At 44.8% G+C, this 15,670-nt stretch carries 17 protein-coding genes and 1 pseudogene; all 18 read left to right on the top strand.

All coding sequences use genetic code 11. The features are described from left to right. The first annotated feature begins 247 nt into the window (after positions 1-247). The 18 genes and pseudogenes from CK1_RS13750 (at position 248) to rseP (ending at position 15,627) form a co-directional block, all read left to right on the top strand. On the top strand, positions 248-721 hold the full coding sequence (locus CK1_RS13750) for a hypothetical protein (protein WP_015526795.1): 474 nt from the start codon (positions 248-250) through the stop codon (positions 719-721). A 426-nt stretch (positions 722-1,147) separates the two neighbouring features. After that, on the top strand, positions 1,148-1,543 hold the full coding sequence (locus CK1_RS13745; protein WP_015526794.1) for a hypothetical protein: 396 nt from the start codon (positions 1,148-1,150) through the stop codon (positions 1,541-1,543). Continuing rightward, a complete protein-coding gene (gene tnpB, locus CK1_RS13740) occupies positions 1,533-1,901 on the top strand; it encodes an IS66 family insertion sequence element accessory protein TnpB (RefSeq protein ID WP_015526793.1) in 369 nt (122 codons plus the stop codon). Before CK1_RS13745 ends, tnpB begins: the two co-directional genes overlap by 11 nt. A gap of 189 nt (positions 1,902-2,090) precedes the next feature. Continuing rightward, positions 2,091-2,444 carry an IS66 family transposase gene (locus tag CK1_RS18460; RefSeq protein ID WP_015526792.1) on the top strand — a complete coding sequence of 118 codons (354 nt, stop codon included), beginning with the start codon at positions 2,091-2,093 and terminating at the stop codon, positions 2,442-2,444. 134 nt (positions 2,445-2,578) lie between these two features. Next, positions 2,579-3,475 (top strand): annotated as a pseudogene (gene tnpC, locus CK1_RS18455) (IS66 family transposase); the annotation flags it as partial. A gap of 33 nt (positions 3,476-3,508) precedes the next feature. Next, a complete protein-coding gene (locus tag CK1_RS18450; RefSeq protein WP_330591163.1) occupies positions 3,509-3,733 on the top strand; it encodes a transposase domain-containing protein in 225 nt (74 codons plus the stop codon). A 224-nt stretch (positions 3,734-3,957) separates the two neighbouring features. After that, positions 3,958-5,307 carry a phosphopyruvate hydratase gene (eno, locus tag CK1_RS13730; protein ID WP_015526790.1) on the top strand — a complete coding sequence of 450 codons (1,350 nt, stop codon included), beginning with the start codon at positions 3,958-3,960 and terminating at the stop codon, positions 5,305-5,307. Positions 5,308-5,377: 70 nt separating this feature from the next. Continuing rightward, positions 5,378-5,611: a preprotein translocase subunit SecG gene (gene secG, locus CK1_RS13725; protein WP_021652956.1), complete on the top strand. Its 234-nt coding sequence runs from the start codon at positions 5,378-5,380 to the stop codon at positions 5,609-5,611. 185 nt (positions 5,612-5,796) lie between these two features. Then, positions 5,797-8,058, top strand: coding sequence for a ribonuclease R (gene rnr, locus CK1_RS13720; RefSeq protein ID WP_288999910.1), 2,262 nt, complete (start codon positions 5,797-5,799; stop codon positions 8,056-8,058). After that, positions 8,036-8,539: an SsrA-binding protein SmpB gene (gene smpB, locus CK1_RS13715; protein ID WP_353611173.1), complete on the top strand. Its 504-nt coding sequence runs from the start codon at positions 8,036-8,038 to the stop codon at positions 8,537-8,539. Before rnr ends, smpB begins: the two co-directional genes overlap by 23 nt. Before the next feature lie 98 nt (positions 8,540-8,637). Further along, complete coding sequence (locus CK1_RS13710) at positions 8,638-9,084, top strand: acyl-CoA thioesterase (RefSeq protein WP_015526788.1); 447 nt, start codon at positions 8,638-8,640, stop codon at positions 9,082-9,084. A 198-nt stretch (positions 9,085-9,282) separates the two neighbouring features. After that, positions 9,283-10,308 (top strand): hypothetical protein, encoded by a 1,026-nt coding sequence (locus tag CK1_RS13705; RefSeq protein ID WP_015526787.1) that lies wholly within the window; start codon positions 9,283-9,285, stop codon positions 10,306-10,308. Between the two features lie 14 nt (positions 10,309-10,322). Continuing rightward, positions 10,323-11,018 (top strand): UMP kinase, encoded by a 696-nt coding sequence (gene pyrH / locus CK1_RS13700; RefSeq protein WP_015526786.1) that lies wholly within the window; start codon positions 10,323-10,325, stop codon positions 11,016-11,018. 42 nt (positions 11,019-11,060) lie between these two features. Further along, on the top strand, positions 11,061-11,612 hold the full coding sequence (gene frr / locus CK1_RS13695; protein WP_015526785.1) for a ribosome recycling factor: 552 nt from the start codon (positions 11,061-11,063) through the stop codon (positions 11,610-11,612). A gap of 66 nt (positions 11,613-11,678) precedes the next feature. Further along, the gene (gene uppS, locus CK1_RS13690) at positions 11,679-12,386 is read left to right on the top strand and encodes an undecaprenyl pyrophosphate synthase (protein WP_015526784.1); all 708 of its coding nucleotides are present in this window, start codon (positions 11,679-11,681) and stop codon (positions 12,384-12,386) included. A 3-nt stretch (positions 12,387-12,389) separates the two neighbouring features. Further along, complete coding sequence (locus CK1_RS13685) at positions 12,390-13,184, top strand: phosphatidate cytidylyltransferase (RefSeq protein ID WP_015526783.1); 795 nt, start codon at positions 12,390-12,392, stop codon at positions 13,182-13,184. Positions 13,185-13,196: 12 nt separating this feature from the next. Continuing rightward, positions 13,197-14,339 carry a 1-deoxy-D-xylulose-5-phosphate reductoisomerase gene (gene dxr, locus CK1_RS13680; RefSeq protein ID WP_015526782.1) on the top strand — a complete coding sequence of 381 codons (1,143 nt, stop codon included), beginning with the start codon at positions 13,197-13,199 and terminating at the stop codon, positions 14,337-14,339. Between the two features lie 10 nt (positions 14,340-14,349). After that, on the top strand, positions 14,350-15,627 hold the full coding sequence (gene rseP, locus CK1_RS13675; RefSeq protein WP_286188484.1) for an RIP metalloprotease RseP: 1,278 nt from the start codon (positions 14,350-14,352) through the stop codon (positions 15,625-15,627). Positions 15,628-15,670 lie beyond the last annotated feature (43 nt).

The raw sequence follows: 15,670 nt of genomic DNA, 5'->3' as shown, positions 1-15,670 counted from the left end.
TAAACCTGATTATTAATAGACAATAAATTAGCTAGACTAATGCCTTCTTTGTAAACGGCAGGTTGCAAATTGACACAAAGTTTTTTAAAAAACTGTTCTACATGAAAAATTTATGTATTTTCGTTCAGATATTTTAGAAACTCTAAAATTACGTATCAAATTCGAATAAATCTTCGGAACAATACTTATTTTTTAATATCGTGATCCAGTAGTTTGCCATTGAAAACATAAAAAGGAGAAAAAATATATGATTGGTGTTTTAGGGGGACTATCACTTATAGTAGGTCTGTTTTCATTAATAGATACTAGTACTTCAACAAGTTTTTCAGTAACATATTTAGTAATTGGAATTGTTCTGCTTATTATATATTTTGCAAAAGAAATTATCCCTGAAACTAACTTTGGAAGAAAGAAGTTAATGAAGCTATCTTTTCAAACAAATACTACAGAAATCGGCTATAACCGAAGAGAACTAGAAGAAGAACTCAAAAAGTTTATAACTGATAAGGGAAATCTTTGGTATTTATATACTGATTTTCACAATGGAATTTCAACACATTGTACCATATGGATTGAAAATGATTGGAATAATCATTACGATTTTATCTATAGAGATTATGGATATGATAATGTAAACGCAACTTCTGCCAAAGAGATTTTTGAAATATTAGCAGATGATATAAACTGCTTGTATAAACCAGAAATCCAAAAAAATTACTAGGGACAGATTCTGCTGAATATCTAGTATACCCTAGTTTTGATGGAGATTATCACATTGTTCCAGGATCAAGCCGTTCATCATATGACTACATACTAAAAAATATAGCTATATATAGCAATACCTCGTGGAAATGCAGACAACAAGAAAGAGCAAATAAAATTTCTACTTCCAGTGCCACAAATATCCATTACAAACAAACTTAATAATTTCTCTAAAAAAATAGAGGGAGCACGAAATGGACAACTTTTCGAACTCCCTCTCTGAGACGGAATATTACGGTGTGGCAGTCCGGACAGATGGTAAACGGTAGAACCTAAGTACCTTTTCATACCTGTAAACTCGTGCCATAATTATACTCAACAAAATCAAATAGTAAAAAAGTTTAGTATTCAACTTTTTTAACTGGCTATGCTCAGGAGGAATGTTATGGCTACACAAACCAGCCTTGTGGCTCAGCAGGTCAGACTCCAACAGTGGGCGGAGCAGATCCGCGACTGCCAAAGTCGACCGAAAAGAATGGATGTTGAGACTTGGTGTGCCCAGAATAATCTTACAAAAGCAAACTATTACTACCGTCTTCGTCGTGTCCGTGAAGTATGTCTGGAGCAGGTACAAGGGACGGCTGCTACTGCTTTTGTAGAATTACCAGTTTCAACGACTGCTTCAGCCGAACTCCCCAAAATTCCGCAAACAGTTACTTCCGATGATACAGTTCCTTTAATACGCATTAAAAATACTAAGGGACTTTCAGCAGATATATTTTCTGGTGTGTCACCGGAAATGCTGCGTCATCTTATAGGGGCGTTTAGTCATGTTGAATGATGCGGATGCTTCTGGTTTCAAAAAAGTATATCTTGCCATGGGATTCACAGATCTCAGGCGTGGAATTGATGGCCTGGCAACAATCGTGTGCTTTCAGTTCAAACTTGATCCATATGATAAAAACACATTATTTTTGTTCTGTGGAAGAAGATCTGACCGCATCAAAGCTTTACTATGGGAAGGCGATGGATTCCTTCTTATGTATAAAAGGCTTGATAATGGTGCGTTCCGATGGCCGCGCTCTGCAGATGAAGCAATGTCTATCACTAAAGACCAGTATCGTATGCTGATGCAGGGACTTGAGATTGTTGCCCGGTATCCAATTGAAGAGTTAAAAGAAACGCCAAGTATCACGTAGTTTGTGCAGAATGCTGAAAATAAAAAAGTCAAAAAGATATCTGAACAGAGGCTGTACATTTAAATCTAAAGGTTGTCCATAAACAGGCAGACCAGGCAGGATGCATCAGCAAAGAACTGGTTTGTCTGCTGTGGATAATACAAAAAATCTGTTATAATCAGAACCAGTATAAAGACAGGAGTTCCGGTTATGGCATTTAAGTACACAGAAGAACAACTGAATAAACTTGACAAAGAATTGTTGATACATCTATTCCTGGGCATGCAGGAACAAATGGAAGAACTGACCAGACAGACACAGTCATTAAATGACAAGATGCAGCTTATGATGGAACAACTGATCCTTTCCAAAAAGAACCGTTTCGGAAGATCCAGTGAAAAGATGTCCGATCCAGAGCAGATCTGTTTTATGGAGGTTGATGGAACGATCGTGTTCTTTAATGAGGCAGAAGCTGTCTGCGATCTGGATGCACCAGAACCAGATGACCTGGAACCGAAAATGCCAAAGAAGAAAAACAGCCTGGAAAAAAAGCTGCTGACATAGCATCCCTTCCTGTCAACCGTATCGATCATTACATGAGCAAAGAGGAACTGACAGCCGAATTCGGTGAGAATGGATAGAAACAGCTTCCAGACGCTGTCTCAAGGTGCTATAAATTTGTTTCGGCCCGCGTCGAGATAGAAGAACATCATATCGGTGTGTATTCAAGCAAGCTTGATGAACATATGGTAAAGGCTCCTCATCCTCGGAATCTGCTTCGTGGAAGTCTTGTTTCACCGTCCCTCGCAGCAGCAATCATAAACGGTAAATATGTAAATGCGGTGACTTTGTATCGTCTCGAAAAGGAATTCGAGAGGTATGGTCTTTCCATCACCAGACAGAACATGGCAAACTGGATGATTCGGCTGGGAGAAGAATATCTGGGAGTTTTGTATGACTATCTACATAAGCTTCTGTATGATTATCACGTAATACAGGCCGATGAAACTCCGGTCCTCGTCAATAAAGACGGACGTTCTGCCGGAAGCAAGAGTTACATGTGGGTCTACCGGTCAGGGTTTATGTATCCGGAGCGTCAGATCGTCCTCTATGAATACCAGAAGACGCGTAATGCATCACATCCCAGAAATTTTTTAAAGGATTACACTGGGATCTGTGTTACGGATGGATACCAGGTATATCATACGCTTGAAAAAGAGCGTGAAGATCTGAGGATTGCCGGATGCTGGGTTCACTGCAGACGTCGCTTCTATGATGCGTTAGAAGTCATCCCAAAAGCTCATCAGAAAGAATCTATCCTGCATCTGTTTATAAAACAGATACAAGCCATTTACCGGGAAGAAGGAAAACTAGCAGGTCTTTCATCAGAAGAAAGGCTTGCCCAGCGTCAACTGGTGGTGAAACCACTAGTGGATGCTTTCTTTGCGTACCTAAAATAAAATGAGACTAAAGCTCCAAAAAGCGGAAAAACAAGGGAAGCTTTTACCTACGCTTTAAATCAGGAACGGTATCTTAGAGTGTTTCTGGACGATGGTGATGTTCAAATCGATAATAACGCCAGTGAACGTGCAATCCGAGGTTTCTGTATTGGAAAGAAGAACTGGGAGATGATTGATACGATCAACGGAGCAACAAGTTCAGCAATCATCTACAGTATCGCAGAAACAGCAAAAGCGAATGATCTGAAGCCTTTTGCTTATTTTGAATATCTGCTGACAGAGATTCCAAAGCATGCAGAGGATAAAAGCACTGACTTTCTAACGGAACTTCTTCCATGGTCTGCGTCTTTGCCTGAACATATCCGGAAGTCTAAGAAAGCAGTTGAAAAATGATATGGCCGCTGAAAGCGGCCTAATATTTGTCAAGGTACTCAGATTCTATCGTTTACGTAAGCATTTACCGTATACGTAAATTAGTGTAATATCCTCGCTTTTATCAACAGAACCCGTATAGACCAAAACCTTTTCGGACAAGCTACCCTCATGAACATAAGAAGAAAATCAGAAAGCGCAGGAGATCATAAACAGTATTATTATTTTCAAGGAGGGAAAAACTTATGCTACGTTATCTGCCTGTTCGAAAAGTTCATGCAAGACAGGTCCTTGATTCCAGGGGGAATCCTACGGTGGAAGCGGAAGTGACGGTAGGTGAAGGAATTGTGGGGATTAACGGATACACAGGAAGAGCCATGGTGCCGTCCGGAGCATCCACAGGTAAATTTGAGGCTGTGGAGCTGCGGGACGGAAACCGGGAGGAATATCTGGGACAGAGTGTGAAAAAAGCAGTGGAAAATATCAATACACGTCTGGCAGATGCCATTATCGGAGAGAATGCCCTGAACCAGGCATGGATCGATCATCTTTTGATCGAAACCGACGGAACGGAGAACAAAAGCAGTGCAGGAGCCAATGCCACGCTGGCAGTATCTCTGGCAGCAGCCCGTGCAGCAGCCGGGGCCCTTCGGCTTCCTCTTTATCAGTATCTGGGCGGCTGTCATACCATGCAGCTTCCGGTACCGATGATGAATATTTTAAACGGGGGAAAGCATGCGGACAATACGGTAGATCTTCAGGAGTTTATGATCATGCCAACAGGAGCTTGCTGTCTGGAAAAGGGGATCCGCATGTGTGTGGAAGTCTATCAGCACTTAAAGCTTCTTCTCCGGGAAAAAGGACTCTCCACAGCGGTTGGAGATGAAGGCGGCTTTGCTCCGGATCTTACAGATTCGGAGGAAGTGCTTACCCTGATCGTTCATGCCATAGAAAAAGCAGGATATAAGCCAGGAGAAGAGATCACCATTGCCATTGATGCAGCCTCCAGCGAGCTTTATGATGAGGAAAAGGGCGTATACTTTTTCCCTGGGGAGAGCCGCATGAAAGGAGAAAAGATCTACCGGGATGCCGGTGAGATGACAGAGTATTATGAAAAACTGGTGGAAAAATTTCCCATTGTTTCCATTGAAGACGGTCTCTGGGAGGATGACTGGGAAGGCTGGAAATATCTGACGGAACACCTGGGGAAAAAGATCCAGCTGGTAGGTGACGATCTGTTTGTCACCAATATCAAACGGCTGCACTGTGGCATCGGACTTGATGTTGCCAATGCTATCCTTATCAAGGTAAACCAGATCGGAACTCTCACGGAAACTCTGGATGCGGTGGAGATGGCTCAGCATGCCGGGTATCGTGCAGTGATCTCTCACAGGTCCGGGGAAACAGAGGATTCCTTTATCGCAGATCTGGCAGTTGCCTGTGGGGCGGGACAGATCAAAACAGGCGCACCCTGCCGTTCGGACCGGAACGCCAAGTATAATCAGCTTCTGCGGATCCACGAACAGCTCGGAGCTCTTGGAAGATATAAAGATCCTTTTGCAAAAAAATCTCAGAAAAAGCCCTGCATAAAATAAACGGAAAATGGTTGAAATCCCGGTTTAGCTATGGTAAAATAACCTCTAGTTGATTAGGAGGTGTAACCGCGTGAACATTTTGAAGATTATTCTGACTGTAATTTATGCAATAGATTGTATCGCTCTGACTGTTGTCGTACTGATGCAGGAGGGCAAGCAGCAGGGTCTTGGCTCTATCGCCGGAGTAGCTGATACTTACTGGGGTAAGAATAAGGGCCGTTCCATGGAAGGTGGTCTTGTAAGAGGTACCATTATCATGGGAGTTATTTTCTTTGTACTGTCAATCGTACTGAACATTATCTGATCTGTCAGGGGCAGAACAGAAGTTGGTAACACTCTTGCTGCGTTAGCATGCAGAAGAAACTCGGATGGGGACTTCTTTTGTTAATCAGCAGGAGTGTTTTTGCGTTGATACAGGGGCACGGGTGAGCCTTCCTCCGGAATGATAACAGGGTAAAAATGAAATATAAATATGAAACAGGAGAAAATGTGAAAAGATCGAAAAATTTTGAAAAAAGAAAAAAGTTTACAATGGAGCTTCTGGGAGATCCGCTGTATAAGCCCATGCGCCTGCGTGAGATCGCATCTCTTCTTCAGCTGGATAAGAGTGAGAAAAAAGAGCTTTTTGACGTGCTGGACGAGCTTTGCGCCCAGGGCAAGGCTGAAGTAGATAATAAAGGAAGATACAGCAAGGTTTCCAGCAAGCGCAGAGACAGACGAAAGAATAAAGAAGCTCTGAAGGCAGAAAAGCCGGAGCGTGGCCGTAAAGGAAGAGAACGCAGAGAGAAGAATCATGAGGAATATCGTTTCTCCGAGAAGGACGGAACCCTCATGGAGGGGACTTTTATTGGCCATTACAAGGGCTTTGGCTTTGTGGAGGTGGAGGATCAGGAACAGGATATTTTTATTCCGGAAAATGACACGGGAAGCGCCATGCATCAGGATAAGGTGCAGATTCTTGTACGGAACGGACATAAAGAGGGAAAACGTCAGGAAGGCGTTGTGCTGAAGGTTCTGGAAAGGGGAATGCCTTCGATCGTGGGAACATACCAGAGCAGCCGTGATTATGGCTTTGTGATCAGTGATAACCCCAAATTTTCCAAAGATATCTTTATTTCCAGAAAAAACTCCATGGGAGCAAAGGACGGAGACAAGGTAGTTGCAGAGATCACAGATTACGGCTCCAGAAACCGGAAGCCGGAAGGAAAGATCACAGAGGTGCTGGGAAACTTACGTTCACCTGGAACAGATATCCTTGCTATTGTGAAGAGCTTTAACATACCAAGTGTATTTCCTGACAAAGTACTTCGTCAGGCTGACCGTGTGCCGGATCATGTACAGGAAGCGGATCTGGATGGAAGACTGGATCTCAGAAATCTTGTTACAGTTACCATTGACGGTGAGGATGCAAAGGATCTGGATGATGCCATTTCCCTGACAAAGGAGGATGGAATCTACCATCTGGGTGTGCACATCGCAGACGTGAGCAACTATGTTCAGGGCGGCAGTGCCCTTGACAGAGAGGCACTGAAGCGCGGAACCTCCGTCTATCTTGCAGACCGTGTCATTCCCATGCTCCCGGAGCGGCTTTCCAACGGTATCTGTTCTCTGAACCAGGGACAGGACCGTCTGACCTTAAGCTGTCTGATGGATGTTAATGAAAAAGGAAAGGTGATTTCCCATAAGATTGCAGAAACCGTGATTCGTGTAGATGAGCGTATGTGTTACACAGATGTGAAAAATATTCTGGAGGATACCGACGAGGTGGCGAAGAAACGCTATGAAGCTCTGATCCCCATGTTTTTCCTGATGAAAGAGCTTTCCGGGATCCTGCGCAGCCGCCGTCATACAAGAGGTTCCATTGATTTTGATTTTCCGGAGAGTAAGATCATCCTGAATGCGGCAGGAAGAGCTATTGATGTGCAGCCCTATGAGGCCAATGTGGCAACCAGGATCATTGAAGATTTTATGCTTCTTGCCAATGAAACCGTGGCACAGGAATACTGTACCGGAGATTATCCCTTTGTATACAGAACGCATGAAAATCCGGATCCGGAAAAGATTGAAAGTCTTCTGATGCTTCTTCATAATGAAGGAGTCAACATACAGAAATCCGGACAGGAGATCACGCCTGGTGAGATCCAGGAGATCCTGGAAAGTATTGAGGGAATGCCCAATGAGGCACAGATCAGCCGACTGACCTTGCGTACCATGAAACAGGCAAAATATACTACGGAATGCAGCGGACATTTCGGACTTGCAGCGAAGTATTACTGCCACTTTACTTCTCCGATCCGAAGATATCCGGATCTTCAGATCCACAGGATCATCCATGACCGTCTGAGAGGCAGACTGGTAAGGGAAGGACGTACCGAGCATTACAAGGAGATCCTGGATGAAGTAGCACGCCAGTCCAGTGTGTGCGAACGGCGTGCAGATGAAGCGGAAAGAGAATCCGATAAGCTGAAGAAAGCAGAGTATATGTCCTATCATCTCGGAGAGGAGTATGAGGGAATCATCTCCGGCGTTACAGGATGGGGACTTTATGTGGAGCTTCCGAATACCGTGGAAGGACTGATCCATATCAATACATTACGAGATGACTATTATGTATTTGACCAGGATGCATATGAACTGCGGGGCGACATGACAGGAAGGATCTTCCGTCTTGGGCAGAAGGTCCGTGTCCGTGTGGCAGATGCGGATAAAATGCTGAAAACCGTGGATTTTGTCCTGGCTGAGGAAGACTGAGGGAGCGCGAAATGGCAAAAAAACAGGAATAAAACTGATCGCAAATAATAAAAAGGCTTTTCATGATTATTTTATCGAGGATACTTATGAGGCCGGGATCGCACTTGCAGGAACCGAGGTGAAATCCTTACGTTCCGGTAAATGCAGCATCAAGGAGGCCTTTGTCCGTGTGGAAAACGGAGAAGTTTATGTATATGGAATGCATATCACTCCTTATGAGAAAGGAAACATTTTTAACAAAGATCCTCTTCGTGTGCGTAAGCTTTTGCTGCATCGCTACGAGATCAATAAGATCGAAGCTAAATTAAAGGAAAAAGGATTGACTTTGGTACCACTGAAGGTTTATTTCAAGGACAGCCTGGTAAAAATAGAGATTGGCATGGCACGTGGTAAAAAGCTTTATGACAAGCGCCAGGATATTGCAAAGAAGGATCAGAGAAGAGAAGCGGAGCGAGACTTTAAAGTAAAAAATCTTTATTGATCGGCTGGTTTCAACTGAAAAAGTAAAAGTATGATAAAATGCGGGGAATGAGAAATGACAGAGGTACAGGATAGACGTAAAAAACGGTAGAAGCATCGATGACGGAGCAGGTTCATCTGATCATGCAGCAGCATCTGAACGGAGGCGGAAGACTTTTTGGCGGAGCGCTGATGCAGTGGCTGGATGAGGTTGCCGGAGTGGTAGCTATGCGTCATGCGGAGACATATCGGGTGGTAACTGCGGCAGTGGACAATCTTCAGTTCAAGCATGCAATCTATGAGGGAGAGATCGTAGTACTTAAGGGATATGTGACTTATGTGGGAAGAACTTCCATGGAGGTCGAGATCGATACGTATGTGGAACAGCCGGATGGCATGCGTCATACTGTAAACCGGGCATTTTTTGTGATGGTGGCTGTAGATGAAGACCAGAAACCGATTCAGGTGCCGGAACTGATCATTACCACAGAAGCGGAAAAAGCCCGGAATGAAGCTGCGAAAATGCGCCGTGATATGCGCAGACAGCGAAGGGAAAACGGGTTCTGACCTCAGCTGTTCCAAATGTCTCGGGTTTTCTGTGACCTTCGCTTACAAAAAACACCTCGCGGAATATTATCAGTGAACAGTAACTCTAAAGATTCTGTGAAATTCAGAACGGTCAGGTTGACAAGAAAGAGATACTCTGTAATAATAGAAAAGGAAAACCTGACAGCGAATAGGACCATTTTATATGGAGGAGATATAATGAAAAAACGTTATTTGATTCTTGCCGGAATTCTTGCAGCGAGCATGCTTGCAGCCGGTTGCGGAAAGAAGAACTCTGTGGCACCGGAGCAGAAGGTGGAGGCAACGGCAACCCCGACGGTAACGGAAGCTGCGAAAACGGATGTGGTGGAGATGCAGACCTCTGCGGATGAAACAGCAAATATCAAGAACGTAATGGGAACCAAGAGTGAGACCACTACCAGTATTGTATTTACCAACAAGATGAACTCCACGATTTCTGCAATTTATGTCCGTCCGACCAGAGATGATGGCGATGACAGTGATGAGACCTGGGGAAGTGATCTTGTAAATGGTAAATTCACACTGGCTTCCAACGACAAGGCTGTTTATTATATGGAGAAGAGCCAGAAGGACGATAACGGAGATACAGCAACAAGCTTTGATGTAAGGATCACATTTTCTGACGAAGAGCAGAATGAATGTTTCTTCCGCCAGCTGCCGCTTCTGACGATCTCACAGCTGAGTCTTTGTATGGATGGTGAGGGTGAAGACGGAATCCCATATGCTACATATCTGGCGAGCGGAAGCACCAAGGAGGTGTCTACCCTGAAGGATGTAAAGGCAAGGCTTGGCATTGAGGATGACAGTGAAAGTGACAGTGACAGTACAGATTCTTCAGACAGTACGGCTGTGACTCCGACTCCGGAGAGTTCTGATGATAATGGAGACAGTACAGACAGCAGTTCGTCCGGCAGTTCGGACTCCACATCCACACCGGATCCAACATCTGCACCAGCTTCCTCTGATTCTTCCGATGCGGATCCTACGGAAGCACCATCCGGCGAGGATGATCCGGCATCTGTAGCAGCAAGATATATCGGTCGGTCCATGTCTGAGCTTGAGAATGCATGCGGCAGCCCAAATGGCAGTGATTATGAGGACGAGCCGGAGTCCGGTAAGACAGGTTATTATTATTATGATACGTTTACGGTATCCACAACTTTTGACAATGACGGCAATGAAGTTGTATCCGGCGTATGGTAAAGGAGAATAAACATATGAAAAGAGTGTTACTGAAATTAAGCGGAGAGGCTCTTGCAGGAGAGCAGAAGAGAGGCTTTGATGAAGCAACTGTTACAGAGGTTGCCAAACAGATCAAGACGATCGTGGATGAAGGACTTCAGGTTGGTATCGTGATCGGAGGTGGAAACTTCTGGAGAGGACGTACCAGCGGAGCCATGGACAGAAGCAAGGCGGATCAGATCGGTATGCTTGCTACTATCATGAACTGTATCTATGTGTCTGACATCTGCAGATATGTGGGACTTAAGACAGAGGTGTTTACCCCGTTTGTATGTGGTGCATTTACCACACTTTATTCCAAGGATGCTGTAGAAGAGAGCTTCGCAGAAGGAAAGGTTGTATTCTTTGCAGGTGGTACCGGCCATCCGTATTTCTCTACAGATACAGCTACTGTACTTCGTGCTGTTGAGATCGGCGCAGATGCCATTCTTCTTGCCAAGGCTGTTGACGGAATCTATGACAGTGATCCGAAGGTAAATCTGGATGCCAAGAAGTATGATGAGATTTCCATCGATGAAGTAGTTGCAAAGAAGCTGGCAGCTATGGATCTTACCGCTTCCATCATGTGTATGGAGCAGAAGATGCCGATGCTGGTATTCGGTCTTGATGAAAAGGACAGCATCGTCAATACCGTACATGGCAAGTTCTCCGGAACAAAGGTAACCGTGTGATCAAAAGGGAATAATAAAAAACCATACAGGGAGATATGTGAAATGGATGAGAGAATTCAGGTATACGAAACAAAAATGGGAAAAACACTGAATGCTTTGGAGAGTGAGCTGACAACCATCAGAGCCGGCCGTGCAAACCCGCATATTCTTGATAAACTTACCGTAGATTATTATGGAGCACCGACTCCGCTCCAGCAGGTTGCAAACATTTCTGTACCGGAGGCACGTATGATCCAGATCCAGCCGTGGGAATCCAGCATGATCAAAGCGATCGAGAAAGCAATCCTTTGCTCTGATCTGGGATTAAACCCGAGCAACGATGGAAAAATGATCCGTCTTGTTTTCCCGGAGCTTACCGAGGAGCGTCGTAAAGAGCTGGTGAAGGACGTTAAGAAAAAAGGCGAGGGTGCCAAGGTTGCAGTAAGAAATATCCGTCGTGATGCCAACGATGCATTTAAGAAACTTGCAAAACAGGATGTTTCTGAGGATGAGATCAAAGAGCTTGAGGATCAGATCCAGAAACTTACAGATAAGTACATCAAGGAAGTTGACAAGGCGATCGAGAACAAGTCTAAAGAGATTCTGACTGTATAATTGTAAGAAATACGAGGATAGAGAGGGCTTCTTTGAAGAAGCTCTCTTTCTGTATGGAGGAGATTTATGAACGTACCAAATCATATCGCGATCATTCTGGACGGAAACGGACGTTGGGCAAAGGAACGAGGAATGCCGAGAACCTATGGACATGTAAAGGGATGCGCCAATCTTGAAAACATTTGTTATGATATCAAAGACCTTGGGGTGAAATATCTTACGGTTTACGCTTTTTCCACAGAAAACTGGAAACGATCCAGAGAAGAAGTGGAAGCACTGATGAAACTGTTCCGCGGTTATCTTAAGAAATGTATCAAGATTTCCAAGAAAAATAATATGAAGATGAAAGTCATCGGAGATGTTACTGCCTTTGCACCGGATATCCAGCAGAGTGTCCGGGAACTGGAGGAATATTCCAAAGATTTTGACGGTATTTATTTTCAGCTGGCATTAAATTACGGAAGCCGTGATGAGATCCGCCGTGGAATGCAGAAGATGGCACAGGATGTAAAAGACGGAAAAGTTGAGCCGGATGGTATTACAGAAGATACGATTGAGAGCTATCTGGATACTGCAGGTGTACCGGATCCGGATCTTTTGATCCGCACAAGCGGTGAGCAGCGACTTTCCAATTTCCTGCTTTGGCAGCTTGCCTATTCCGAGTTTTATTTTACACCGGTTGCATGGCCGGATTTCAATAAAGAAGAGCTGATCAAAGCCATCGAGAAATACAATCAGAGAGACAGACGCTACGGTGGCGTCAAGGAGGAGTAGATCATGTTTAAGACAAGACTGATAAGTGGTATCGTCCTTGTCATTATTGCCCTGGCAACTATCATTTCCGGAAGCTGGATCTTATTTTTTACACTTCTGGCTGTTTCACTGATCGGAATGAGAGAGCTTTACAAGGTAATGAAGGTAAGCGATGAGCATGTTACCGTGCTGGAACTTGTAGGATATCTTGGAGCAGTGCTTTATTATATTGCCATGAAAGCTGATTTTGGAAATTATGGAACAATGGCGATCATCATCAGTATGATCCTGATCCTGTTTGTTTATGTATTCGGTTATCCGAAATACCATGCAGAACAGGTGATGGCAGCATTTTTTGGAGTTGTATATGTTGCTGTGATGCTTTCCTTTATCTATCTTACCAGAAGCCTTCCGGACGGAAAATTCCTGGTATGGCTGATATTCCTGTGCTCCTGGGGATGTGACACCTGTGCTTACTGTGTGGGAATGCTTATCGGAAAGCATAAAATGGCGCCGGTTTTAAGCCCGAAGAAATCCATCGAGGGAGCTGTAGGAGGCGTTGCGGGAGCGGCGCTTCTTGGAGTGATCTATGCAGCGGCAACACAGGGAAAAATGGCTGAGTATGCCTTGATCTGCGCAGTTGGAGCTCTGATCTCCATGGTGGGTGATCTGGCTGCATCTGCGATCAAAAGAAACCAGAACATCAAGGACTATGGAAAGCTGATCCCGGGCCATGGAGGAATCCTGGACCGTTTTGACAGTGTGATCATCACAGCCCCTGTTATTTACTATCTTGCAAAAATGATTCTTGGAATTTAGGAGACATTAGAAATGAAGAATATTGCAATCTTAGGTTCTACCGGCTCCATCGGGACCCAGACACTGGATGTGGCAAGAAAAAACGAAGACCTTCGGGTTGTTGCAGTCAGTGCAGGCAAAAGTGTGGAGAAGCTGGAAGAGCAGATCCGTGAGTTTCATCCGCTTCTGGCAGCAGTCTGGGATGAAGAAGCAGCCCGGGATCTGAAAACGCGTATTGCGGACACGGATACAAAGGTAGTCAGCGGAATGGAGGGACTTCTGGAGCTTGCGTCCATGCCGGAATCAGAAATTCTTGTCACTGCGATCGTGGGAATGATCGGGATCCGTCCTACTATGGAGGGAATCCGTGCCGGAAAGGACATTGCCCTGGCAAATAAGGAAACCCTTGTCACAGCCGGTCATCTGATCATGCCCATGGCAAAGAAATATGGCGTATCTATCCTTCCGGTAGACAGTGAACACAGCGCTATTTTCCAGGCTATCCACGGAGAAGAAAACAAAGAGATCCACAAGCTTCTGATCACGGCATCCGGTGGTCCCTTCCGCGGACGTACCACAGAAGAGCTGCGAAGGGTCACTGTTGCAGATACTCTGAAGCATCCAAACTGGGTAATGGGACGAAAGATCACCGTAGATTCCGCAACCCTGGTAAACAAAGGTCTGGAAGTTATGGAAGCCAAATGGCTGTTTGACATGGATCTGGATCATATTCAGGTGGTGGTGCAGCCGCAGAGTATCATCCATTCCATGGTGGAGTTTAAGGATGGTGCGATCATGGCACAGCTTGGAACTCCGGATATGAGACTTCCGATCCAGTACGCTCTGTACTATCCGCACAGACGATATCTGGACGGAGACCGCCTTGATTTTACGAAGCTTCATGAGATCACATTTGAGGTTCCGGATATGGAGACATTCCGGGGACTTCCTATGGCGATCCAGGCATCCCGGGAGGGCGGAAGTATGCCGACTGTCTTTAATGCAGCCAATGAGCTTGCAGTAAAGAAATTCCTGGAGGAAAAGATCGGCTTTCTGGATATTTATGAGATTATTGCACAGTCTATGGAAAGACATAAAAAAATCGCACATCCGGATCTGGATGAGATCCTTTCTGTAGAGCAGGATACTTATCAGTGGATCGAAAGCAGGTGGTAAATTGAAATTTGTGATTGCTGTAATTATTTTCAGTGTTGTGATACTGATCCATGAGCTGGGACATTTTCTTCTGGCAAAAAAGAACCATATCGAGGTATTGGAATTTTCTCTTGGTATGGGACCCAGGATCATAAGTACGGTAAAGGGCGGCACACGTTATTCCGTGAAACTGTTTCCTCTTGGAGGTTCCTGCGCCATGGCCGGAGAGGATGCGGAAGATGACAGTCCGGGAACCTTTAATTCGGCTCCTGTGTGGGGCAGGATCGCAGTGGTTGCTGCAGGTCCGATATTTAATTTTCTGCTGGCATTTGTTTTGTCTGTGATCATTGTAGGCTGTATGGGCTATGATCCGGCAACCGTATTAGAAGTAACCCAAAATTCTGCTGCGGAAAAGGCAGGATTGAAAAAGGGTGATGTGATCACGGAATATCAGGGCTATCATATTGATCTGGGGAAAGATCTTTATGTATATTCGTATCTCAACGAACTGAAAGAGGGAGATACCATCCGGCTGAAAGTAAAACGTGATGGAAAGGAACAGGAGATTTCCTATAAACCAGATGTAAATGTGCGGTATCTTCTTGGCTTTAACCGTTCCGATGTAAATTCCATGACAGTGGAATCACTGATCAAGGGAATGCCACTGGAAGAGGCAGGTCTGGAAGCCGGCGATGTGATCACGAAGATCAACGGTGTGGAGGTTCCGGACGGAAATGCATATGAAAAATACATCGAGGAGCATCCGTTATCCAAGGAACCTGTGACGATCACCTATGAGCGTAACGGACTGGAATATGAGGCAGAGATAACACCAAGGGAATACAGAACACCGGTTTCCGGTTTCGGATATAACACATACAGTGAAAAGACTTCCGGCTTTAATGTTCTGAAATATGGTGCTGTGGAAGTGAAATACATGATCCGTACTACGATCTTAAGCCTGAAAGAGCTTGTGACCGGTCACCTTGGAATGAAAGACTTAAGTGGTCCTGTGGGTATTGCGGATGCCATTGGCGACACTTACGAACAGTCCAAGAGTGAGGGAACGCTGATGATCTGGATGAATTTGTTGAATATGGCAGTTCTTCTTTCTGCAAACCTGGGAGTGATGAACCTTCTTCCTCTTCCTGCGCTGGATGGAGGAAGGCTGGTATTTCTGGTGGCAGAAGCGATCCGGAGAAAACCGGTAAACCGTCAGGTAGAAGGCATGATCCATTTTGCAGGGCTGATGCTTTTGATGGCGTTGATGGTTATCGTTATGTATAATGATATTCTGAAGATATTCTGATATCTGGCGGAAGAAGGTAAATATCAAGTGTTACTGAGAACGG

The sequence above is a fragment of the Ruminococcus sp. SR1/5 genome, from assembly GCF_000209835.1.
Taxonomy (GTDB): Bacteria; Bacillota; Clostridia; order Lachnospirales; family Lachnospiraceae; genus Blautia_A; species Blautia_A fusiformis.
Note: the sequence above shows the minus strand (reverse complement) of the source record. Positions and strands in the feature narration are given on the sequence as shown.

Excerpts from the sequence above, each read along its gene's own strand:
- CK1_RS13750 (WP_015526795.1), top strand. The coding sequence starts at position 248 with ATGATTGGTGTTTTAGGGGGACTATCACTTATAGTAGGTCTGTTTTCA.
- CK1_RS13745 (WP_015526794.1), top strand. The coding sequence starts at position 1,148 with ATGGCTACACAAACCAGCCTTGTGGCTCAGCAGGTCAGACTCCAACAG.
- tnpB (WP_015526793.1), top strand. The coding sequence starts at position 1,533 with ATGTTGAATGATGCGGATGCTTCTGGTTTCAAAAAAGTATATCTTGCC.
- CK1_RS18460 (WP_015526792.1), top strand. The coding sequence starts at position 2,091 with ATGGCATTTAAGTACACAGAAGAACAACTGAATAAACTTGACAAAGAA.
- CK1_RS18450 (WP_330591163.1), top strand. The coding sequence starts at position 3,509 with ATGATTGATACGATCAACGGAGCAACAAGTTCAGCAATCATCTACAGT.
- eno (WP_015526790.1), top strand. The coding sequence starts at position 3,958 with ATGCTACGTTATCTGCCTGTTCGAAAAGTTCATGCAAGACAGGTCCTT.
- CK1_RS13710 (WP_015526788.1), top strand. The coding sequence starts at position 8,638 with ATGACGGAGCAGGTTCATCTGATCATGCAGCAGCATCTGAACGGAGGC.
- CK1_RS13705 (WP_015526787.1), top strand. The coding sequence starts at position 9,283 with ATGAAAAAACGTTATTTGATTCTTGCCGGAATTCTTGCAGCGAGCATG.
- pyrH (WP_015526786.1), top strand. The coding sequence starts at position 10,323 with ATGAAAAGAGTGTTACTGAAATTAAGCGGAGAGGCTCTTGCAGGAGAG.
- frr (WP_015526785.1), top strand. The coding sequence starts at position 11,061 with ATGGATGAGAGAATTCAGGTATACGAAACAAAAATGGGAAAAACACTG.
- uppS (WP_015526784.1), top strand. The coding sequence starts at position 11,679 with ATGAACGTACCAAATCATATCGCGATCATTCTGGACGGAAACGGACGT.
- CK1_RS13685 (WP_015526783.1), top strand. The coding sequence starts at position 12,390 with ATGTTTAAGACAAGACTGATAAGTGGTATCGTCCTTGTCATTATTGCC.
- dxr (WP_015526782.1), top strand. The coding sequence starts at position 13,197 with ATGAAGAATATTGCAATCTTAGGTTCTACCGGCTCCATCGGGACCCAG.